Source organism: Microbacterium sp. CH-015 (assembly GCF_049707015.1).
Lineage (GTDB): Bacteria > Actinomycetota > Actinomycetes > Actinomycetales > Microbacteriaceae > Microbacterium > Microbacterium aurum.
Window position 1 is genome coordinate 618,849 of record NZ_JBNAFJ010000001.1, and the last position, 21,613, is coordinate 640,461.

At 68.1% G+C, this 21,613-nt stretch carries 17 protein-coding genes and 1 pseudogene; 17 read left to right on the forward strand and 1 reads right to left on the reverse strand.

Translation table 11 applies throughout. The annotated features are described in order from the left end of the window. Positions 1-87: 87 nt before the first annotated feature. The 3 genes and pseudogenes from adhE to ACPYN4_RS02910 form a co-directional block, all read left to right on the forward strand. Entirely contained in the window at positions 88-2,808 is a 2,721-nt protein-coding gene (adhE, locus tag ACPYN4_RS02900) for a bifunctional acetaldehyde-CoA/alcohol dehydrogenase (RefSeq protein WP_424445558.1), read from the forward strand. 126 nt (positions 2,809-2,934) lie between these two features. Further along, positions 2,935-3,066: a FitA-like ribbon-helix-helix domain-containing protein gene (locus ACPYN4_RS02905; RefSeq protein WP_424445559.1), complete on the forward strand. Its 132-nt coding sequence runs from the start codon at positions 2,935-2,937 to the stop codon at positions 3,064-3,066. Beyond that, positions 3,006-3,254: pseudogene (locus ACPYN4_RS02910) on the forward strand (PIN domain-containing protein); the annotation flags it as partial. The gene ACPYN4_RS02905 and the pseudogene ACPYN4_RS02910, both read left to right, overlap by 61 nt. A gap of 117 nt (positions 3,255-3,371) precedes the next feature. Here the strand turns inward: ACPYN4_RS02910 and ACPYN4_RS02915 are convergent. Next, a complete protein-coding gene (locus ACPYN4_RS02915; protein WP_424445560.1) occupies positions 3,372-4,886 on the reverse strand; it encodes a DUF222 domain-containing protein in 1,515 nt (504 codons plus the stop codon). A gap of 270 nt (positions 4,887-5,156) precedes the next feature. Between ACPYN4_RS02915 and ACPYN4_RS02920 the strand changes: the two genes are divergently transcribed. From ACPYN4_RS02920 to ACPYN4_RS02985, 14 genes are all read left to right on the forward strand, one after another. Beyond that, a complete protein-coding gene (locus ACPYN4_RS02920; RefSeq protein ID WP_424445561.1) occupies positions 5,157-6,572 on the forward strand; it encodes an O-antigen ligase family protein in 1,416 nt (471 codons plus the stop codon). A 188-nt stretch (positions 6,573-6,760) separates the two neighbouring features. After that, the gene (locus ACPYN4_RS02925) at positions 6,761-7,168 is read left to right on the forward strand and encodes a type II secretion system protein (RefSeq protein WP_424445562.1); all 408 of its coding nucleotides are present in this window, start codon (positions 6,761-6,763) and stop codon (positions 7,166-7,168) included. Between the two features lie 96 nt (positions 7,169-7,264). After that, complete coding sequence (locus tag ACPYN4_RS02930) at positions 7,265-7,678, forward strand: type II secretion system protein (RefSeq protein WP_424445563.1); 414 nt, start codon at positions 7,265-7,267, stop codon at positions 7,676-7,678. Further along, complete coding sequence (locus tag ACPYN4_RS02935) at positions 7,675-8,370, forward strand: prepilin-type N-terminal cleavage/methylation domain-containing protein (protein WP_315552124.1); 696 nt, start codon at positions 7,675-7,677, stop codon at positions 8,368-8,370. The genes ACPYN4_RS02930 and ACPYN4_RS02935 overlap by 4 nt, the downstream gene beginning before the upstream one ends. Beyond that, entirely contained in the window at positions 8,364-10,184 is a 1,821-nt protein-coding gene (locus tag ACPYN4_RS02940; RefSeq protein ID WP_424445564.1) for a bactofilin family protein, read from the forward strand. The genes ACPYN4_RS02935 and ACPYN4_RS02940 overlap by 7 nt, the downstream gene beginning before the upstream one ends. After that, positions 10,181-11,020, forward strand: a complete 840-nt coding sequence (locus ACPYN4_RS02945) for a prepilin peptidase (RefSeq protein WP_424445565.1) — start codon at positions 10,181-10,183, stop codon at positions 11,018-11,020. The genes ACPYN4_RS02940 and ACPYN4_RS02945 overlap by 4 nt, the downstream gene beginning before the upstream one ends. A gap of 29 nt (positions 11,021-11,049) precedes the next feature. Then, on the forward strand, positions 11,050-12,126 hold the full coding sequence (pilM, locus tag ACPYN4_RS02950; protein WP_424445566.1) for a pilus assembly protein PilM: 1,077 nt from the start codon (positions 11,050-11,052) through the stop codon (positions 12,124-12,126). Then, a complete protein-coding gene (locus ACPYN4_RS02955) occupies positions 12,126-12,767 on the forward strand; it encodes a hypothetical protein (protein ID WP_424445567.1) in 642 nt (213 codons plus the stop codon). Before pilM ends, ACPYN4_RS02955 begins: the two co-directional genes overlap by 1 nt. Next, positions 12,767-13,456: a hypothetical protein gene (locus ACPYN4_RS02960; RefSeq protein ID WP_424445568.1), complete on the forward strand. Its 690-nt coding sequence runs from the start codon at positions 12,767-12,769 to the stop codon at positions 13,454-13,456. Before ACPYN4_RS02955 ends, ACPYN4_RS02960 begins: the two co-directional genes overlap by 1 nt. Before the next feature lies 1 nt (position 13,457). Continuing rightward, the gene (locus ACPYN4_RS02965) at positions 13,458-14,615 is read left to right on the forward strand and encodes a type IV pilus twitching motility protein PilT (RefSeq protein ID WP_424445569.1); all 1,158 of its coding nucleotides are present in this window, start codon (positions 13,458-13,460) and stop codon (positions 14,613-14,615) included. Then, positions 14,615-15,856 carry a type II secretion system F family protein gene (locus ACPYN4_RS02970; protein ID WP_424445570.1) on the forward strand — a complete coding sequence of 414 codons (1,242 nt, stop codon included), beginning with the start codon at positions 14,615-14,617 and terminating at the stop codon, positions 15,854-15,856. The genes ACPYN4_RS02965 and ACPYN4_RS02970 overlap by 1 nt, the downstream gene beginning before the upstream one ends. A gap of 61 nt (positions 15,857-15,917) precedes the next feature. Further along, positions 15,918-17,585: a GspE/PulE family protein gene (locus ACPYN4_RS02975; RefSeq protein WP_424445571.1), complete on the forward strand. Its 1,668-nt coding sequence runs from the start codon at positions 15,918-15,920 to the stop codon at positions 17,583-17,585. A 72-nt stretch (positions 17,586-17,657) separates the two neighbouring features. After that, positions 17,658-18,656 carry a YihY/virulence factor BrkB family protein gene (locus ACPYN4_RS02980; RefSeq protein ID WP_424445572.1) on the forward strand — a complete coding sequence of 333 codons (999 nt, stop codon included), beginning with the start codon at positions 17,658-17,660 and terminating at the stop codon, positions 18,654-18,656. 234 nt (positions 18,657-18,890) lie between these two features. Next, positions 18,891-21,395 carry a glycogen/starch/alpha-glucan phosphorylase gene (locus tag ACPYN4_RS02985; RefSeq protein WP_424445573.1) on the forward strand — a complete coding sequence of 835 codons (2,505 nt, stop codon included), beginning with the start codon at positions 18,891-18,893 and terminating at the stop codon, positions 21,393-21,395. Positions 21,396-21,613: the final 218 nt, after the last annotated feature.

Sequence of the window (21,613 nt, forward strand, 5' to 3'; positions counted from 1 at the left end):
TACTGGGTCTCAACAAGGCCCGAGAGCCCTCGGACCCGGAAAGCGATGACGCGGACACCGCGTCCGCGCCGGGTAGGAGAACCCACAATGTCCACCTCGATCGATGCTCTGGTCGATGGCGCACAAGCAGCGCTCGCAGAGTATGCATCCTTCACTCAGGAGCAGGTCGACCACATCGTCCGCAAGGCGAGTGTCGCGGCCCTCCACGTGCACGGCGAGCTCGCCACCATGGCTGTCGAAGAGACGGGCCGCGGCCTGTTCGAAGACAAGGCCGTGAAGAACATGTTCGCGTGCGAGCACATCACGAACTCGATCATCAATCAGAAGACCGTGGGCGTCATCTCGCACGACGAGCTCACCGGCATCACCGAGATCGCCGACCCCGTCGGCGTGATCTGCGCCCTGACACCGGTCACGAACCCGACCTCGACGGCGATCTTCAAGTCGCTGCTCGCGCTGAAGACGCGCAACCCCATCATCTTCGGCTTCCACCCGTCGGCGCAGAAGAGCTCGGCCGAGGCCGCGCGCGTCGTGCGCGATGCCGCGATCGCGGCCGGCGCCCCCGAGAACTGCATCCAGTGGATCGAAGAGCCCTCGATGGAGGCCTCCGGCGCCCTCATGAACCACCCCGGCGTCGCGCTCATCCTCGCCACCGGCGGCAACGCCATGGTCCGCGCCGCGTACTCGTGCGGCAAGCCGGCCCTCGGCGTCGGCGCCGGCAACGTGCCCGCCTTCATCGAGCGCACCGCCAAGGTGGGTCGCGCCGTCAACGACGTCGTGCTGTCGAAGTCGTTCGACATGGGCATGGTCTGCGCATCGGAGCAGGCCGTCATCCTCGACGAGCCGATCGCCGAGGAGGCGCTCGCCGAGTTCGCCCGGCTGCACGCCTACACCGCCACACCCGCCGAGAAGCGGATGCTGGAGGAGTTCATCTTCGGCGTCACCGCCGACAGCGAGAACTGCGCCGGCGCAAAGCTCAACCCGAAGGTGGTCGGCCAGTCGCCGCAGTGGATCGCCGAGAACGCCGGATTCACGGTTCCCGAGGACACCTCGATCATCCTCGCCGAGGTGGGGTCGGTCGGTCCGCAGGAGCCGCTGACGCGCGAGAAGCTCGCCCCGGTGCTCGCCGTGCTGCGCGCCGCGACGCCCGATGAGGGCATCGAGCTGGCGCGCCAGATGGTGGAGTTCGACGGCCTCGGGCACTCCGGCGCGATCCACTCGAACGACCAGGAAGTCATCGCCCGCTTCGGCGAGGTCGTCCGCGCCGTCCGCATCATCACGAACAGCCCGTCGGCGCTCGGCGGCATCGGCGACATCTACAACGCCTTCATGCCCTCGCTCACGCTCGGCTGCGGCTCGTACGGTCACAACTCGGTCTCCAACAACGTCTCGGCGGTGAACCTCTTGAACGTCAAGCGCATCGGGCGCCGGAACAACAACCTGCAGTGGTTCAAGGTTCCGGCCAAGACCTACTTCGAGCCGAACGCGATCCGCTACCTCGCCGACATGCGCGGCGTCGAGCGCGTCACGATCGTCACCGACGAGACGATGACCAAGCTCGGCTACGTCGACCGCATCGTCGACGTGCTGAACCGCCGCGAGAACCGCGTGCAGGTGCAGCTCATCAACACGGTGCGCCCCGAGCCGAAGGTCTCCGAGGTGAAGGCCGGCGCCGAGCTGATGCGCCAGTTCCAGCCCGACACGATCATCGCCCTCGGCGGCGGATCGCCGATGGATGCCTCCAAGGTCATGTGGCTGCTGTACGAGCACCCCGAGGTCGAGTTCTCCGACATGCGCGAGAAGTTCTTCGACGTGCGCAAGCGCGCGTTCAAGTTCCCCGAGCTCGGCAAGCTCGCCAAGCTCGTCTGCATCCCGACGACGTCGGGAACCGGCTCGGAGATGACGCCGTTCGCGGTGATCACCGACGACGAGACCGGCATGAAGTATCCGCTGGCCGACTACGCGCTGACCGCCTCGGTGGCCATCGTCGACCCGCTGCTGACGACACAGCTGCCCGGGTTCCTCGTCGCCGATGCCGGGTTCGACGCGCTGACGCACGCGACGGAGGCGTACGTGTCGGTGTACGCGAACGACTACACCGACGGCCTGTGCCTGCACGCGATCAAGCTCATCTTCGAGAACATCGAGCGCAGCGCCAAGGCGCAGCCGAACTCGACGGATGCCGAGGACATCAAGGCCCGCGAGAAGATGCACAATGCGGCATCCATCTCGGGCATGGCCTTCGGCAACGCGTTCCTCGGGATCGTCCACGCGATGAGCCACGTCACGGGTGCGACCTATCACCTGGCGCACGGCCGGACGAACGCGACGTACCTGCCGCACGTGATCCGCTACAACGGGCGCATTCCGACGAAGCTGACGAGCTGGCCGAAGTACGAGCGCTACGTCGCGCCCGAGCGCTTCCAGGAGATCGCGCAGCACCTGGGCCTGCCGGCGTCGACCCCGGAAGAGGGCGTGGAGAGCTACGCCCGCGCGGTCGAGGAGCTGCGCGCGAGGGTCGGCATCCAGCCGTCGTTCCAGGCGCAGGGCGTCGACGAGACCGCGTTCATCGCGGGGCTGCACGACCTCGCGATGGCCGCGTACGGCGACCAGTGCGCGCCGGCGAACCCGCGGATGCCGATGATCGCCGACATGGAGACGATCATGGAGGCCGCCTATTACGGCACCTCGTTCGACGAGGTGCGCGCCGCCCGCCGCGGGGCGCACGTCGAGAGCGAGGCCGTCACGGGCACCGTGAAAGTCGCACAGCCTGCGAAGGGCGCACGCCGCACCAAGGCGACCGCCTGACGCACGGATACGAAGCGGCGGGCCGGGGGAGCATACCCGGCCCGCCGCGTCGTCGTGCGCGGCCCTCGGTGGTTCCGCGGCTGGGCCGGTGCGCGCATTGCTAGCGTCGTTCGGTGAGGGGTACGCATGGCGACGATCACGGTGCGCAATCTCGATGAAGACGTCTGCAGGCGGTTGCAGCAGCGCACCGGCCGAAACGGCCGATCTGGGCGCAGGCGGATGCCGCCGTCACGGCCGTCTCCGTCGCCGAGTTGCTGACGGGCGCCTACCGACGACGGCACGGCGTGCGTCGCGAGCAGTTGCTCTCTGCGATCGAGCGCGTGCTCGCCGGGCCCGAGATCCTGGCCGTCGATGCCAGCGCCGCCCGCGAGTACGCGTCGATGCAGGAGTCCCGTCGTGCGGAAGGCAGGCCGCTGTCGATCGAGGACGGCATGATCGTGGCGATCGCGCGCCAACGGCGCCGCGGTCGCGACGCGGAACACGGTCGACTTCGAGGGTCTCGGGGTGGCGCTGGTCGATCCCTGGGCCGAGTGACGATTGTCGGGTTGCCGAGCGGGCGCGCGTCAGAAGGGTGGCGGGTCTTCGCGGGCGGGGACGAATCGCACGACCGCGGGTGGTCGGTCGAGGTAGCGCCGACCGGTGGGCGCGGTCCACTCGAGGACTCCATGCCCGAGTTGGCGCACGCGCCACGCGGTGTGGTGCTTGCAGATGTGATGTCGGCGACAGAAGTTGCCGAGGTTGCCGTCGCACGTGGTTCCGCCTTGCGACGCCGGGATGGTGTGGTCGATGTCTGCGCGGTAGACCGGTCGGGTGCACCCCGGGGCGCGACAGCGTTCGTCGCGCGCCGCGAGGTATCTCTTGAGCTGTGCGCTGGGGCGATAGCGGTCGACGGCGAGCGGCTCACCGGTGTGACGGTCGGCGAACACCCGGTCCCATCCCGGGGCGAGGCCGGCGATCCGGCGTGCGAGAGCGGGATCGATGGGGCCGTAGCCGGCGAGGAGGGCGGGGCCGCCGTGGTCGTCGCCGGCGAGGGTGAGTGCGGGGACGGTGATCTGGACCTGCGCCCTGACCGATGCGAGCGCGCCGTCGGTGCCGTGAGCGGTGGGTGCGCCGGTCAGCAGCAGGTCGCAGAACACGTCGGCACGAATCTGGTCCATTCGGCGCGGATCGGCGCCGGGCACAGACCGGCGCGTACGCGAGCTCGGGCCGGTGACGAGGGTCTCGGTTGCCGCATCGTGCTCTGTTGCCTCGCCGGTTTCGGCCGCATCGCCGGGCCGGGTCGTCGCATCGTGCTCGGTCGCCTCGGGCTCGATCGTTGCGGCGTCGGCAGGCGCGTCGGCGGCTCGCGTCGAGTCGCCTGCAGCGGCACCGGGCTCGACGGGGGCGGCTTCGGCATCCACCGGGGCGGCGTCGGCCTCACGCAGGACGGCGCGGGCCATTTCGGTGAGTCGGTCGACGACGGCGTGGGCGAGGGGTGCGGGCAGGTCGGCGATGATGCGGGCCATGCCTTCGGGCAACTCGTATAACCGCACAGTGCGATCGTCGGCCGCCGCGCGGGCGAGCTCTGCGAACGCCTCGGGGCAGAGGGTCGCCGCGATCGCCTTCGCGGCCTGCGTCATCCGCGCGGGGGACTCGGTGGCCGCGGCGGCGAGGGCGAGGTCTTCGTATCGGGCGCGCAGGTCTTCGTCGGTCAGCAGGATGCCGACCCGGCTGATGCCCCAGGCGTGACCGGCGTCGATGTCGCCCACCGACCAGACCTCGAGGGTGCGGGGGAATTCCTTGACGAGCGTGAACGCGTCGGACACCCTGGCCTGTACCGTGCGGTCGGACATCCGCATCGCCATGCCGAGCTCGAGCGACACCTCACGCAGGGGCAGGTCGGCGGAGGAGCCGTATCGACGCCCTGCCTGCTGGGCTTCTTGACGCAGCTGTGCCGTGCGATCGGCGATCAGCTCGACCGCTTCGCACAGCATCTTCGCTTCCGCGGCCTGGGCCACAGCGATCTGGCGCCTGGCGCCGACCACTCGCTCGACCAGGTCGTCGAGGACGGGCCATGGAGAGTCTTCGGGCGCGTGCATCATCCACCTCCCTCCGACAACGCCGGAGGCAGAGAACCCGCGAAACAGAGGTAGGCACGCGCGGGGCTTCGGGTACCAGATTAGCGCATATATTCGACACTGGCAACAGCAATTCGAAAAGATGTGCAATCAATGTAGGAACACAAATGCGAATTGAACTTGACGCCGCCGACGCATCGCGCGAGTAGCCGGTTCCGTGAGCAGTGCCGCGTGTCGGTTACCATCCTGCTATCGGCACCCCCGACGCCATCCCCCAGGAGTCCGGCCACGATGAAGGCTTTTCGACGCGTCCTTCGCGCGCGCACGGTGCGCGAGGCGATTCAGCAGGTGCCGGACGTCTTCTACGAGCGGTTCGCCGTCGTCGCGCTCGCCTACTGGCTGATCGTGCCGCTGCCGTTGTGGTGGTGGGGGCTGTCGGTCGGGCTGCCTGTCAGCTTCTTGGCGCGGGTCGACCTGCAGGTGGGCATCGCGGCCGTCGTGCTCGCCCTCCTGGTGCTCGCCGCGCGGTGGGCGCGTGCGGATCTCCCCGGCGAACGCGACGTCCTGCGCGACAACATTCCGTTGCTGCTGTTCGGTGCGTTCTCGGCCCTCGCACTGACGGCGGCGATCTTGCGGCCGACGCCGGAGACCTGGTCGGGCGACGGATACCGCCACGAGTCGATCTTCACCTACCTCAGCTACGTCGGGTTCTTCTTCCTGGCGAGTCAGGTCTTCAGCAGCCGGCGTCGTCGGTTCGTCGTCGGGCTCGTCCTCGGCCTCGTGCTCGTCTCGTGCGTCGTGACTCTCGTCTCAGTGACGGCCAATGCCGCACCGACGGAGAACACGTCGCAGCTGCGTCATGTCAAGGCGTATTTCGAGCAGTTCAACCACTACGGATACCTCTTGGCGGTCGGTGCCGCGCTCGCCGCGGCGGGAACACTGGTCGCCCGCAGCCGCCTCGCGCGCTCAGGCTCACTCGCGATCTTCGCGATCACACTCCTGACGTTGCTCTTCAATGACACGCTGGGGGCCTCCGTCGCGCTCGCCGTCGGAGTGCTCGGCCTCGTCGTCTGGCTGGCGACGATGGGGCGGCTGCGTGCGCGTAGGACCGCGGCGCTGGTGGCTGTCGCGATATCGGTTCACCTCGTCGCCGAGTTCGCTGGTGCGGGCATCCTGAACGCTCTCATTTCCCTCGGAGCCGACGTCGGAAAGCTCTCGGCCGGAGGCGAGGATGCCGGGTCAGCCGGCACCGGGCGATGGGAGCTGTGGGTGGCGACGATCGAGCGGATCGCGGCAGATCCGTGGCTGGGGCACGGTGTCGAGGGCATCGCGGCGGGCTTGCCGGGCACGACCGGGCGCTCGCACAACGAGTACCTGCAGTACGCAGCGTTCTTCGGCGTCCCTGCGCTGCTCGCCTACCTCGGCGCGATCGGAGCGATCACGGTGCGGGTGGTTCGGCGGGGGCGTGCGGTGGATGACGTCACCGTGTGCGCCGCGATCGGCGCGGCGACGTATCTCGTCTCTGCGTGCTTCGGCAACACGATGTACTACACCGCGCCGGTGCTGTTCCTGCTGCTTGGAATCGTCTGGAGCGGCGTGCGACTGCGGGGCGAGGCGCCTGCGCGAAGCGACAAACAACGTGCGTCGCAGGTTTCACATTGGTCACAAGAAACACAAGATTCGCAAAAGACGCAAACTGCGCGTTGACAACAAGATGAGAGTTCTCTCATGATTGCCTCGGAGAAGGATGAACGTCCTCGCGACGAGCTTTCTGATCCACTCAGCACATTCCCGAGGCCCCGGAGCCTCGAGATCCCCCCGTACGTGCGCCTCCCCCCGGAGCACGTCCGGCGTGCCTGAGTGACCTGTATCCCCCCAAGGAAAGGCGCGCTCACATGCGTAGCATCAAGAACTACATCCAGGCGGTGAAGGCCCGTCGCGAGGAGAACGGCGACGAGGGCTTCTCGCTCATCGAGCTCATCGTGGTCGTCGTGATCCTCGGCATCCTCGCCGCGATCGCGATCCCGATTTTTGCGGGCCTGCAGGAGAACGCTCAGAAGCAGGCGCTCGCAACGGTGGCCGCGAATGGTGCGACTGCTGTGGCTTCGCAGATCGCTTCGAACACCCCCGACGGCATCGCGGAGGAGCTCGCCCAGCTGTCGAAGGACGGAATCACCGTTACGAACGAGGGCAGCACGACTGAAGTCGAAGCGGTTTGTGTCGAGGCGGAGAAGGACGGCGACATCGCAGCGGCGGGCCCGGCGGCGGTAACCGCTACTGACGGCACCACCTCTTGCCCCTGATCCATCTCAAGGACGTCAAGGCCGGCCCGACCCGAACGGGCCGGCCCTGACGGCATCCCCCTGTAGTTCCACTCCGACCCGAACGGAGGTGATCGTGTGACCCCGCGTTCCGACGACGGCTTCAGCCTCATCGAGCTGGTCATGGCGATGTTCCTGTTCGGGCTCATCGCCCTGGCGATCCTGCCGTCGGCGATCTCCGCGGCCGAATTGTCGGTCGTCAACCGCGACCATGTCGCCGCGAACGCCTTCGCGTCCGGGCAGCTCGCGCTCGTGCGCAGCGACTTTCCCGACACGGGCGACAACGCCTGCACGGCCGTTCAAGCGCACACGCAGACGACCCCGCGCGTCGAGGATCCCGCGAAGACCGGGCTCGAAGCCGAGATCGTCGTCTCGCCGACGTGCCCGACCTTCCCCGGCGTCGTCGACGCAACCGTGAAGGTGTTCGACCCGGAGGCGTCAGCCACCGACCCGGTCGTCACGATGTCGACGAAGATCGTGGTGACGAAGTGACGTACCACCTGCGCACCGGTTCGGCGGCGCCGAGCAGTCCGGCGCACGACGCCGGATTCTCGCTGGTCGAGCTGATCGTCGCCGGAGCGATCACCGTCATCCTCGGCGCCGTCCTCGCCTCGATCTTCATCGCCGGCGCCACCGCGACGGCCCAGACCGCCGACCGTGACCGGGCGAGCGGCGAGGTGCAGGCGATCAGCACCTCTCTCTCAAGCTCGATCCGCAATGCCTCGGGCGTCACGCTGACCTCGACCACCCTGCACGGGCGTCCCCTTCACGTCGTACGCGCGCGCATCGCCGTCGGCGCCGCGGACTGGAAGTGTCGTGCGTGGGCGATCGGTGATCTGGGCACGTGGAACGGCAACGCCTGGACGACCACAGGTGACGGCATCGACGAGTTGTGGGTGAAGACCTACAACGTGAACACGACGTCTGCACCCAGCACGTCATGGGGAAACCTCGCGCGGGAGGTGGACCAGGTGCCGATCAGAGCCACCCCTGCGGTCGACCCGCCGACCCTGCTCTCGTACTTCGCCGTCTCGGGCACTCCCGTCGGCGGCTGGTACCCGCAGCTCACCTGGAACATCGGCGTCGTCCAGCAGCAGAACGAGAAGCTCGGCGACGAGCAGACGGCAGAGGTCACCGGCGCCGCCGTCGCCCGCGCGTACGACACAGGGAGCGGAACATGTTGAGCAGGCTCGCGCAGCGACTGCATGTCGGACGAGCCGACGAGGGCTCCACGCTCGTCTCGGTGCTGATCATCGCGATGGTGCTCGGCATCATGACCCTCACCGTCAGCTCGGCCGTCGTCAACACGGCCGTCGTGACGTCCGGCGTCAGGTCGACGTTGCAGGCGCAGGCCGCCGCGGATGCCGGTTCGGCAGCCGCCTTCGTCCAGGCGACCAAGGCGGGCAGCGGACTGTGTCCCTCGACGGGATACGTCAAGGCCGACTTCGCCGAGAGCACCACCGCGCCCCGGTACAAGGTGAAGCTGACCTGCGCGACCTCAACGGTGACGCTGACCTCGACGGGACACGGAGAGGACGGCGGCGTCTCCGTCGTTGAGTCCGTCTATCGCTTCGTTGGCTCGGTGACCAACGGCACGCCGAACGGGGCCGTCGTCATCGGCGGCGGAACGATCTCGGCGTCGTCCTTCGTGCTCGACGGCAACGGGCAGCCCGGCGCTTCAGCGGTGCTCATGAGCGGCGACTTCAACACCTGCAACTCGACGACTCGCCTTGAGTCCGACCTCGTGCTGTTGCACGGCAAGCTCAACCTCACGAACACCTGCGTGTTCGACGGCAACGTCTACGTCGACGGCGTCGTCGAGGGCAGCTCGGCCGCGACGATCACCGGCAGCCTCTTCTCGACCGGCAGTGTGAGCATCCAGAACACGACGGCGACCATCGGCAGTGTCACGGCGCTGGGAGACGTCACCATGCTCGGGCACGTCAAGGGCGACATCATCGCCGGCGGCAATGTCACTGTGCAGGGAGGCGGCAAGGTCGACGGCAACATCTACGCGGGCGGGACCCTGCTCACCCTCAACAACGCGACGATCACGGGCGACATCGTCGCGGCCGGCACCGGGCAGACGAACATCTACAACGCGAAGATGGGCTCGATCAAGGTCGGCGGTTCGTTCAGTCAGTTCGGCGCGGCCGAGGTGACCCGCGGCATCGTGGCGACGAAGGCAGGCGCGACGAGCAAGATCTCCGGCGCGAACGGCGTGAAGATCGGTGCCACCTCCACGATCGTTCTCGGCGGCCCGATCGACACGTGGGGGACGAACTCGTGGGCGCCCCGCCTCACGCAGAACGCGACCGGACTGACCGCCCCCGCCGCGCCGACGATCACGAAGCCGTCGATCCTGAATGCCGCCGGTCACCCCTGGGTGGACTACTCGATCGTGCCGACCGACTGGGTCGCGCGCGGCTACGAGGTCGTCACGCAGCCCGCCACGAAGTGCAATTTCCAGGACAACCCGTCGTTCGTCACCGAGCTCAAGAACCGCAAGACCCCGACCCTGCTCGATCTGCGCGCGTGCGGGACGGTCAACTTCTACAACGTCAGCCTGCCGCTCGACACCGACTTCGTCATCGCCATTCCCGACAACGGCAGCACTCATTCCTTCCAGGAGGCGAAGATCACGAGCGCCGACGGCGAGGCGCACACGTTCACGATCGTCATGCCCGACGACACCAAGGGTGACGGCCCGACGTGCAAGAACTCGTCGTCGCAGCTCAAGCTCTACCGTGCCTCGCTCGGCACTTCGCCGATGATCAGCGGACTCGCCTACACACCGTGCAAGCTCTGGGTCGGCACGAGCGGCAGCGCTCTCGGCTGGAACGGCCAGTTCTACAGCGGCTCGATGAACATGGACGGCGGCGGGTCGGCGTACACGTTGACCTACATTCCGATGTCGGTGCCGAGCTTCGGCGTCAGTGGCAGCAGCGCCGCGGTGCTCGGCGCGTTGCAGAGCCGGCGTGCCCTGGGGGCCGGATGAGCGCTCTCGACGTCTTCTTGCTCGCCTTCGCGGGAGTGCTCGGGCTGATCATCGGCTCGTTCCTCAACGTCGTGGTGTACCGGGTGCCCGCCGGCATCCCGCTCACCCGGCCCAGCCAGTGCCCGCACTGCGATGCGCCTGTGAAGCCGTGGCAGAACGTGCCTGTCATCTCATGGCTTGTGCTGCGGGGAAAGTGCGCGCACTGCACGGAGCCGATCTCGGCGCGGTACCCGCTGGTCGAACTCGCGACTGGACTCGCATTCGTGGGGGTGACGTGGTGGGTGGCCAGTACGTTCCGACTCGCGGCGATCGCCGGGCGACCGGAAGGCACCGTCGCCGTCGTGGTGGTCGCAGTGGCCTATCTCTATCTCGCGGCGATATCGATCGCGCTGACCCTCATCGACCTCGACACGCGGCGGCTTCCGAACGCGATCGTGCTGCCCAGCTACATCGTGCTCGCGGTGCTCTTCACGGCATCCTGCCTCTTCGGCATGCCGTGGGAGGCCCTGCTGCGCGCGGCGATCGGCGGGGCGGCGCTGTTCGCCTTCTTCTGGTTGCTGCGCGCAATCCGCCCCGGCGGCATGGGCGGGGGAGACGTCAAGCTCGCCGGTGTGATCGGAGCGGCCCTCGGCTTCATCGGGTGGGGTGCCCTCGTCGTCGGCGCCTTCGCGGCGTTCTTCATCGGCGGGTTCGTCGGCATCGGGCTGATGATCGTGCGACGCGCCACACGCACGACCGCGATCCCCTTCGGCCCGTTCATGGTCGTCGGGGCGTGGATCGGAATCTTCGCGGGCGAGTCCATCGCACGCTCGTACACGGGACTTCTCGTCGGCTGACCGCCGAAGGCGCAGGAAAGGAGCAGACCATGGCGAACACGATCGTCGGGCTCGAGATCACCGAGGAGGGGATCCGGGCCGCCGAGGTGACCACCGGCAAGCAGCCGACCATCGTCGCGTACGGCTCGGTGCCGCTGCCCGCGGGCGCAGCGAAGGACTCCGAGGTCTTCGACACGGATGCCGTCGTGCTGGCGCTACGGCAGCTCTGGTCGCGCGCCGGCATCAAGGGCAAGAACGTCGTGCTCGGCATCGGCAGCCGCCGCATCCTGGTGCGCGACTACACCACTCAGGCGATGCGACCCGATCTGCTGGCGCAGGCGCTTCCCTTCCAGGTGCAGGATCTGCTGCCCGTTCCCGCCGATCAAGCCGTGCTCGACTTCTACCCCGTCTCGCAAGAGGGCGACCAGATCACCGGGCTGCTCGTCGCGGCCGTCGCTGAGACCGTGCAAGACCTCGTAGACACCGTCGGCAAGGCGAAGATCGAGGTCGACGTCGTCGACCTCGCCCCCTTCGCCCTCGCCCGCGCGGTCAGCCGCGTCGCCGCGGCAGGCGAGACGATCGCAGCCCTGCACCTCGGCGATCACACCAGCTACGTCGTCGTCGTCCAAGACCACGTGCCGCGGTTCGTCCGCATCATCCCCATCGATATCGCGACGGCAGCGGTCGGTGCGCGCGAGGGGGCTGGGGCGGACGAACCGGATGCCGGGCACGCCGCCTCATTCGACGAGATTCTCGAGGCGGTGCCGGCCGGCTCCGCCGGTACCGGTGGTGAGGTGCCGCTGCGGCGCCGATCGGCTGCCCGCGCCGCCGCTCGGCCGGTCGTGGGCATGACGGCAGCCGCGGTCGACGACCTCGTGACCCGGCTCGGCAGCACGCTCCGCTTCTATGCCGACCGCTCCATCGACGCCCCCGTCACTCGCGTGCTCATCAGCGGCGCGGGCGCCGCTGTCGATGGCATCCCGGCGGCGCTCGCCGCCAGCTTGCCGTTGCCCGTCGAGGTGCTCGCCGCAAGCGGTGTCTTCGCCTCGAAGGTCGGCTTCGCCTCGCCCGACGACGATCTGAACCTGCTCACCACCGCCGGTCTCGGGCTCGGAGGTGACCGCTGATGGCGCTCGCCGCTGCCCCCGCGCTCACGATCGGCGGGCCCCCCCGTGTCAACCTTCTGCCCCGGGCGGTCACCGCGAGCCGACAGCGCGCGAGCCTGCTGCGCACGTGGCTTCTGGGACTCCTCGCGGCGCTCGGCGTCGTGCTCGTCGCCACGGGCGGCGCGTATGCGCTTCAGCTCACGGCGCAGCAGAGTCTTGATCAGGCCAACGCCGATACGGTCCGGCTTTTGGGCGAGGTCGCCGCACTGCAGCCGGTGAACGAGAAGCTCAAGCTCGAGTCCGAGCTGGGCGACTACCGCACGCAGGCGATGGGCACCGACCTCACGTGGGCGACGCTCGTCTCGAGCGTCGAGTCGGCTCTCCCGGCCGACACCGTGCTCGCCGGCTTCACGCTCGTGCCCGGGGGAAACCCGGTCGGCGACGATCCGGCCCTGGAGATCGGGGCGGCAGGCGAGCTCACGATCACGAGCACGACACCCACGCAGATCGTCGACATCGTGCGCGCACTGCGTACCGTGCCCGGCATTCTCAGCGTCGACGGGTGGGAGAGCACGACGGACACGCTCGGCTACTCCTACCTGTTGCGCATCGTCTTCGACCAGTCCTCGTACACGGGCGCGTTCGCTGAGGAGGCCGGGTAGTGAATGTCAACAAGCAGTTCATCAACATCGCCGGCATCCTGCTCGTCGTGGTGGTGCTCACCGCGGGAATCGCGCTGATCGCGTTGCCGATGTTCTCTCAGGCGCAAGCGACCCGGGCGCAGACCGCCACCGTCGAGCAGACGAACAGTGTGTACCAGGGGCAGATCGATGCGCTTTCCGCCGCCGAAGCGCGCAGCGACGAGATCGACGCGAGTCTCGCGGCGCTGCGCACGGAGATCGCGGCTACGCCCCAGTTGGACGACGTCTTCGAGATCGTCGCGACGGCTGCCGAAGCGAATCAGGCGACCATCGAATCGGTCGTGGCGGCTGAGCCCACCGCGTTCGCAGCGCGCCCCCCCGTCGTCGATGCCGGCGGACTCGGCCGTCCGGTCGCAGCTCCCGAAGAGAGCGCGGAGCAGGCAGAGACCACAGGCGAGACGGATGCCGAGAGCTCGACCGACGCAGCGGCAGACGCGGCCGCGGCTCCCACACCGTCTGACACCGATTCGCTCGGTCCGCAGCAGGAGGTCATGGTCACGATCGTCGTCACCGTCCCCGACGCGAACACCGCCGCGGCCTTCATCGATGCGCTTCGGGTCGGCCCACGTCTGATCCTGCCTACCGACAACGCGCTCGCCGACGGCAAACTCACCGTCAAGGCACTCGCCTTCATCCGGACGGAGGACTGACATGTCCCTGCCCCCCAGTCCATCGGTGACGCCGCTGTTCGATCTGCTCGCGGTCGCGCAACGCGCGGGCGCCTCGGATGTGCACCTGACGGCGAACCACGTACCGCTCATGCGCGTCGACGGAGACCTGGCCGACATGCCCGGTTACCTCGAGCCGACGACGGCCAACTGGCTCGAGAACGCGCTCGGCGGAATCCTCACCCGAGACCAGTCCAGCGAGTTCATGCAGCACGGTGAAGTCGACCTGTCGATCACCGTGCCGAATGTCGCGCGCTTTCGTGTCAACGTGTTCCGTCAGCTCGGCGCCGTCGCGGTCGCGCTGCGATTCATCCCCGACAAGATCAAGAGCTTTGCCGAGCTCGGGGTGCCCCAGGTGGCGGCCGAGCTCGTCAGCAAGCCGCGCGGACTCGTGCTCGTCACCGGCCCGACCGGTTCCGGGAAGTCGACGACCCTGGCATCCATGATCGACGTCGTCAACCAGACGAAACCCGCCCACATCGTGACGGTCGAAGACCCGGTGGAGTTCCAGCACACGAGCAGGCGGGCGCTCATCCATCAGCGCGAGATCGGCAGCGATACGGCGTCGTTCTCTGAAGCGCTGCGCCGCGTGCTGCGGCAGGACCCCGACATCATCCTCATCGGTGAGCTCCGCGACCCCGAGTCGATCTCGACGGCGCTGACGGCCGCCGAGACCGGCCACCTCGTCATGTCGACCCTGCACACGCAGAGCGCCGCGAAGTCGATCAACCGCATCGTCGACGCCTTCCCCTCCGATCAGCAGAACCAGGTCCGCACGCAGCTCGGTGACACGCTGCGCGGCATCATCACGCAGACACTGCTGCCGCGCGCGCAGTCGGGTGGCCGCGTCATAGCGACCGAAGTGCTCGTCAACACGCCCGCCATCGCGAACCTCATCCGCGAGGGTGAGATCAGCCAGATCTACTCGATGCTGCAGGCGGGCGGCGCGATCGGCATGCACACGCTCGACCAGGACCTCAAGCGGCTCGTGGAGAGCGGCACGATCTCGCTCGCCCTCGCCCGCGAGATCGCGGAAGACCCGAAGACGTTCGACGAAGCCCGTGTGCGCCCCGTCGACTACGACGCCGAAGCGTGGACGATGCACGCCTCCGAGCGGCAATCCGTCGGTTGGGGCAACTGATGGCACTCGTCGAGGAGTACACATACCGCGCAGTGGATGCGACGGGCGGCGCCGTCGTGAAGGGAACCCTCGAAGCGGTCAGCGAGAATGCCGTCGCGGCGAAGCTGCGCGCACAGGGACTCACCCCGCTCGAGGTGTCGCTCACCTCGAAGACCGGCCTCAACCGCGAGATCACGATCCCCGGCATGCAGCGCCGAGTGAAGGTCGCATCGCTCGCGGTGTTCTCGAAGCAGATGGCGAGCCTCATCAACGCGGGGCTGCCGCTCATGCGCACACTGTCGATCCTCATCGAGCAGTCCGAGGACAAGCTGCTGCGGCAGGCGCTGGTCCGTGTTCACGACGACGTCGAGTCGGGCACGGCGCTCTCGAGCGCGTTCGCCCAGCACCCCGACGCCTTCCCGCCCCTCATGGTCAACATGGTCAAGGTCGGCGAGTCGGGCGGCTTCCTCGCGCAGTCGCTGCAGACCGTCGCCGACACCTATAAAGACGAAGCCGAGCTGCAGGACAAGATCAAGTCGGCCACCACCTACCCTCTGATCGTGCTGTCGATCGCGATCATCGGCGTCATCGCGATGATCACCTTCGTCGTCCCGGTGTTCGAGGGAATGTTCAAGAACCTCGGTTCAGAACTCCCGCTGCCGACGCAGATCCTCGTGACGCTGTCGAACAACATGGTGTGGATCCTGCCGGTCATGATCGTGGCGGGCGTGGTCTTCTGGTTCTGGTGGATGAAGAACCGCAACGAAGAGAAGGTGCGCAAGGTCGTCGACCCGCTCAAGCTCAAGCTGCCGGTGTTCGGCCCGCTCGCCACGAAGATCGCGGTGGCGCGCTTCTCGCGCGGCCTGTCGATGATGCTGAAGGCGGGCGTTCCGCTCGTGCAGGCGCTCGGAATCGTGGGCGCGGCATCCAACAACTACAAGGTCGAAGAGGCCGTGCGGGCCGTGCAGGAGTCGGTCAAGCAGGGGCGGTCGTTCTCAGCGCCGCTCGAGAAGGCCGAGGTCTTCCCGGCGATGGTGTCGCAGATGGTCGCCGTCGGTGAGGAGTCGGGCACGCTGCCCGACATGCTGGCATCCATCGCCGAGTTCTACGAGGGCGAGGTCAAGACGGCGACCGAGCAGCTGACGAGCGCGATCGAGCCGATCCTCATCGTCGGCATCGGCATCATCATCGGCGGCATGGTCGTGTCGCTGTACATGCCGATCTTCTCGATCTACGGAGAGATCGGAAACAGCGGTGGCTGACGTTCGGGCACCGCGCGCACTGGGGCATGGAATGATCGAACAGCTGGGGGGAGGGTCCGCCGTGAAGGGACTGGCGGAATCGCTGATCCGCACCGGTGCGGTGCAGGCGGCCGACATGTGGGATGTCGTCGCCGAGCACGGCGACGGGCCTGATCTGCGCAACAGATTGGTGGCCGCGCGACTGGTCACCGAGACGCAGGTCGCGGAGGGCATCGCCGTGCAGACGGGGCTCGACTTCGTCGATCTGGCGGCGATGACCCTGTCGGTCGACGTGCTCGGGCTCGTGCCGGCGGCGCTCTGCCGGCGCTACAACGCGATCCCCATCGAGCGCGGCCGCCGCGCGCTCACGGTCGGCATGGTCGACCCGACCGACCTCATCGCGATCGACGACCTGACGACGGCGACCGAGCTCAACATCCGCCCCGTCGTCGTCGCCAAGGACGCTCTCGAGGCAGCGTTCGGGCGCTACCTGCGCTCCGACGAAGAACTCAGCGACCTCTCCGAGCAGATCGGCGAGATCGCCGCGGCCGACGGCCTCGGCGCGACCGAGACGATCGACGAGTCCGTCGACGACGCGCCGATCGTGCGGTTCGTCAACCTGCTCATCTCGCAGGCGATCACCGACCGTGCCAGCGACATCCACATCGAGCCGGGGGAGCGTCAGCTCACGGTCCGCTACCGCATCGACGGCGTGCTGCACGAGATGCAGAAGGCCGACCGGGCGATCCAGGACGGCGTCATCTCGCGGCTGAAGATCATGGCATCCGTCGACATCGCCGAGCGCCGCAAGCCGCAGGACGGGCGCCTCTCGGTGCACCACGACGGCCGCCAGATCGATCTGCGCCTCGCGACGCTGCCGACGGTGTGGGGCGAGAAGATCGTCATGCGCATCCTCGACAGCTCGGCGCAGACGCTGTCGATGAGCGACCTGCGCTTCTCGATGATCAACGAGAAGCGGTTCAGCGAGTCGATCACGCGCCCGCACGGCATGGTGCTCGTCACCGGGCCGACCGGGTCGGGAAAGTCGACGACGCTCTACACCGCCCTCAACACCGTCGCCAATCCGCGCATCAACGTCATCACCGTCGAAGACCCCGTCGAGTACCGCATGCCGGGCATCAACCAGGTGCAGGTGAACGCCAAGGCCGGCATGACCTTCCAGGCGGCGCTGCGCTCCATCCTGCGATCCGACCCCGACGTCGTGCTCGTCGGCGAGATCCGCGACCAGGAGACCGCGACCATCTCGATCGAGGCGGCGCTCACGGGCCACCTCGTGCTCTCGACGCTGCACACCAACGATGCGCCGTCGGCGCTCACCCGCCTCACCGAGATCGGCTGCGAGCCGTTCCTCGTCGGCACGGCACTCTCCGCCGTCGTCGCCCAGCGACTGGCGCGACGCTTGTGTGTGAAGTGCCGCGAGCCGTACACCGAGTCGCGTCAGCTGCTCGACTCGGTGCGCTTCCCGCATAACCCGGCCAACCCGCCGATTCTGTACCGCGCGGTGGGATGCCAGGCGTGCTCCGGCACGGGGTACCGCGGCCGCGTCGCGCTCCACGAGGTGATGACCCTCTCCGAACAGCTCGAGCAGCTCGTCGTCGCCCACGCGACGGGCACCGAGATGCGCGCTGTCGCGATCAGCGAGGGCATGGTGTCGCTGCGCGAAGACGGCTTCAGCAAGGTGACGCAGGGCATCACGACGATCGAAGAGGTGCTGCGCGTCTCGGTGTGATCCGGCTGACGCGGCGGCAGGACCCTGTCAACCCCTCCGCGGGATGTCGCCGGCCCTGCATATCCTGGCGGCATGGACTTCTCCCGCGTGATCGCCTGGGCCCTGTCGCTCACCCCTGTCCGCGCGTTCCTGCGCTACAGCGAGCGCCGCGGTGCCATGCTCGCCGACAGTGTCACCTACCGCACGCTGTTCAGCCTGTTCGCCGGGGTCCTCCTCGGGTTCTCGATCGCCGCCCTCTGGCTGGCGGGCAACAAAGAGGCGTGGGATGCCCTCGTCGACGCCGTCGACCGCGCCGTCCCGGGACTCGTTGGCAAGGGCGGACTCATCAAGACCGACAAGATCGACGCGCCGGTCGGGCTCTCCATCGCCGGCATCCTCTCCCTTGTCGGTCTCGTCGGCGCCGCGATCGGCGCCATCGGCTCGCTGCGCACGGCCATCCGCGCGATCTGCGACCGACTCACCGATGACGTGCCGTTCTGGCTCGTCATGCTGCGCAACCTCGCCCTCGCAATCGGCGTCGGCGGCGCCCTCGCCGCCTCGGCGGTGGTCACGGTGCTCGGCACGGCGGGCCTCGGCACCGTCGCCGGCTGGCTCGGCGTCGCCTCCGACGACCCGCTCGTGTCGTGGGGGAGCAGGTGGCTCGCGATCCTCGTCACGTTCGTGCTGGATGCCGCCGTCATCGCCGTCCTGTTCCGCGTGCTCTCCGGTGTCCGCGCACCGGCGAAAGCCCTGTGGACAGGCGCCGTCCTCGGCGCGATCGGCCTGAGCGTGCTGCAACAGCTGTCGGGACTGTTCGTCGGCGGCGCGTCGTCGAATCCGCTGCTCGCCTCGTTCGCCTCGCTGATCGCGCTGCTGACGTGGATCAACCTGTCGGCGCAGGTCATCCTCATCGCGTCGTCGTACATCATGACCCTCGTGCAGGAGGATGCCGACCGCATCCGCGCCCGCCACGGTGCGACGACCTTCGCTCAGCGACGCGTGCACCAGGCGGAGGATGCCGTCGCCCTCGCCTCCGACGAACTCGCCGCCGCACGGGCGGCGGAGGCGAAGGAGCGCGCGGCAGCGGGGTGAGGCGTTTCGTCTCGGTCGCTGGCGCTGGCTCGCGGGGCGGGCGGGGAAGGGCGTTTCGTCTCGGTCGCTGGCGCTCCCTCGCGGGGCGACCGGCGACGGCGACGACGCTCCGCAACGACCGGGGCGGCGCCCCCGTGTGTAACGACCAGGTAAGGCTCTCGTGAAAAAAGGCTCCGCGATGTGCGTGAAACCCGGTGTCGCATTAGCGTATGAAGAGTGTCAGAATCCGAAACTGTGACCGGTCCCACTTCCGCGCGTCATCCGCTCGGCGCGACCCACCCCCTCGCCCTCGCTCCCGTCACCGGACCGGCGAGCTCCGTCGACGGGTTCGTCCGCCAATTCCTGCGGAACCTCAACTACGAGCGCGGTGTGCCCCTGTCGGGCTCGAGCGACAACGATCGCTACTTCGCGTTCGCGATGACCGTGCGCGACTACCTCATGGCGCGGTGGCTCGAAGACCAGCGGCGCCAGTACGAGTTGCAGGCCAAGAGCGTCGTGTACCTCTCCGCCGAGTACCTGCTCGGGCCTCAGCTCGACAACAACCTCCTCGCCTCCGGCCTCACCGACATCGCCACCGAGGCGATGGCCGCGTGCGGCATCGACATCAACGACCTGCGCACGCAGGAGATCGAGCCCGGCCTGGGCAACGGCGGTCTCGGTCGCCTCGCGGCGTGCTTCATCGACTCCCTGGCGACGATGAGCGTCCCGAACGTCGGCTACGGCATCCGCTACGAGTACGGCATCTTCCGCCAGACCTTCGAGGACGGCCAGCAGGTCGAGCAGCCCGACGCGTGGCTCACGCTCGGCTCGCCGTGGGAGTTCCCGCACCCCGAGTTCGCGCGGCGCATCTCGTTCGGCGGACACACCGAGACCTACGACGACGAGGGCGTCACCCGCACTCGCTGGGTGCCCGGCTGGCACGTTCAGGCCGTGCCCTACAACTACATGGTGCCCGGCTACCTCAACGGCCGCGTCAACACCCTGCGCCTCTGGAGCGCGAAGGCGACCGACTCGTTCGACCTGCGGGTGTTCAACTCCGGCGACTACGAAGAGGCCGTCCGCGCCCAGACCTACGCCGAGAACATCTCCAAGGTGCTCTACCCCGAGGACTCCACGCCGCAGGGCAAGGAGCTGCGCCTGCAGCAGCAGTACTTCTTCGTCGCGGCATCCATCGGGGACTTCCTCGACCACATGCTCACCGACGACTTCGACCTGACGCACCTGCCCGACCGCGTCATCTTCCAGCTCAACGACACCCACCCCGTGATCGGCGTCCCCGAGCTCATGCGCGTGCTCGTCGACGAGCGAGGGCTCGAATGGGATGCCGCGTGGCAGATCACCCAGAAGTGCTTCGCCTACACGTGCCACACGTTGCTGCCCGAAGCCCTCGAGGTGTGGTCGGTCGACCTGCTCGGCCGCCTGCTGCCGCGCCACCTGGAGATCATCTACCGCATCAACGACGAGTTCCTCGACGCGGTGCGCGAGCGATTCGGCGACGACGAGATGCGCATCCGTAACATGTCGATCATCGCCGAGTTCCCGGAGCGGAGCGTGCGCATGGCCTACCTCGCCACCGTCGCCGGGTCCAAGGTCAACGGCGTCGCCGAGCTGCACTCCCAGCTGCTGCGCGACAAGGTGCTGCCGGACTTCAACGAGTTCTACCCCGACAAGTTCACCAACGTCACCAACGGCATCACGCCGCGGCGGTTCGTGCGCCTGGCCAACCCGGGCCTGTCCGAGCTCATCACCTCGGCCATCGGCGCCGGATGGCTCACCGACCTCGAGCGGCTGCGGGAACTGGAGACCTACGCCGAAGACCCGCAGTTCCGCGCGGCCTTCGCCGACGTCAAGGCCGCGAACAAGCGGCGCCTGGGCGAGGTGCTGCGCGTGCGGGACGGGATGGAGATCAGCGACGGCCACATGCTCGACGTCATGGTCAAGCGCCTGCACGAGTACAAGCGCCAGATGCTCAAGCTGCTGCACGTGGTCACCCAGTACGAATCCATCGTGTCGGGGCGCGTCGCGACATCCGACGTGCAGCCTCGCACCGTCATCTTCGGGGCGAAGGCGGCCCCGGGCTACGTCATGGCGAAGCGGATCATCCACCTCATCAACGCGGTCGGCTCGGTCGTCAACGCCGACCCGCGGGTGGAGGGGCGCCTGAAGGTGCTGTTCCCGCCGAACTACAACGTCACCCTCGCCGAGCGGCTGATCCCCGCGGCCGACCTGTCGGAGCAGATCTCGCTCGCCGGCAAGGAGGCCTCGGGCACCGGCAACATGAAGTTCGCCCTCAACGGCGCCCTCACGATCGGCACCGACGACGGCGCGAACGTCGAGATCCGCCAGCTCGTCGGCGACGACAACTTCTTCCTGTTCGGTATGAGCGAGCCCGAGGTCGAGGCGCTGTGGGCGCGCGGGTACAAGCCCGCGGAGTTCTACCAGGCCGACGAGAACCTGCGCCGCGCGATCGACCTGATCGCGTCGGGGGCGTTCTCGGGCGGCGACAAGAGCGTGTTCGAGCCGATCGTTTCGAACCTGCTGTACGACGACCGGTTCATGGTGCTGGCCGACTACTCGTCGTACCTCGCCGCGCAGGCGAAGGTGGATGCCGCGTACGCCGATCAGGATGCCTGGACCCACGCCGCCATCCTCAACGTCGCCCGCTGCGGATTCTTCTCGTCGGACCGCTCGATGCGCGACTACATCGACCGCATCTGGCACACCCCGCCCACCCGCTGACGCGCGGGCCGGGTGGGCCGGTCGGCTGGCGGGCGTTCGCGGTCGGGTTTGGGCGGTCGGTCGCGCGGTCGCGTTCGGGGCGCTCGCGTTCGAAAAGCAGGCTGGATCGACCTCTTTCGGGCGCTGGCGCCCGCCGGGAGTCGATTCAGCCTGTTTTCGCGACGTCCGCAGCCGGTGACCGGCTGGGCCGCGGCCGGTGATCGGCCGGTGCGAGCGGC

Excerpts from the sequence above, each read along its gene's own strand:
- pilM (WP_424445566.1), top strand. The coding sequence starts at position 11,050 with ATGGCGAACACGATCGTCGGGCTCGAGATCACCGAGGAGGGGATCCGG.
- ACPYN4_RS02970 (WP_424445570.1), top strand. The coding sequence starts at position 14,615 with ATGGCACTCGTCGAGGAGTACACATACCGCGCAGTGGATGCGACGGGC.
- ACPYN4_RS02915 (WP_424445560.1), bottom strand. The coding sequence starts at position 4,886 with ATGCACGCGCCCGAAGACTCTCCATGGCCCGTCCTCGACGACCTGGTC.
- adhE (WP_424445558.1), top strand. The coding sequence starts at position 88 with ATGTCCACCTCGATCGATGCTCTGGTCGATGGCGCACAAGCAGCGCTC.
- ACPYN4_RS02940 (WP_424445564.1), top strand. The coding sequence starts at position 8,364 with ATGTTGAGCAGGCTCGCGCAGCGACTGCATGTCGGACGAGCCGACGAG.
- ACPYN4_RS02945 (WP_424445565.1), top strand. The coding sequence starts at position 10,181 with ATGAGCGCTCTCGACGTCTTCTTGCTCGCCTTCGCGGGAGTGCTCGGG.
- ACPYN4_RS02980 (WP_424445572.1), top strand. The coding sequence starts at position 17,658 with ATGGACTTCTCCCGCGTGATCGCCTGGGCCCTGTCGCTCACCCCTGTC.
- ACPYN4_RS02920 (WP_424445561.1), top strand. The coding sequence starts at position 5,157 with ATGAAGGCTTTTCGACGCGTCCTTCGCGCGCGCACGGTGCGCGAGGCG.
- ACPYN4_RS02965 (WP_424445569.1), top strand. The coding sequence starts at position 13,458 with ATGTCCCTGCCCCCCAGTCCATCGGTGACGCCGCTGTTCGATCTGCTC.
- ACPYN4_RS02955 (WP_424445567.1), top strand. The coding sequence starts at position 12,126 with ATGGCGCTCGCCGCTGCCCCCGCGCTCACGATCGGCGGGCCCCCCCGT.
- ACPYN4_RS02905 (WP_424445559.1), top strand. The coding sequence starts at position 2,935 with ATGGCGACGATCACGGTGCGCAATCTCGATGAAGACGTCTGCAGGCGG.
- ACPYN4_RS02925 (WP_424445562.1), top strand. The coding sequence starts at position 6,761 with ATGCGTAGCATCAAGAACTACATCCAGGCGGTGAAGGCCCGTCGCGAG.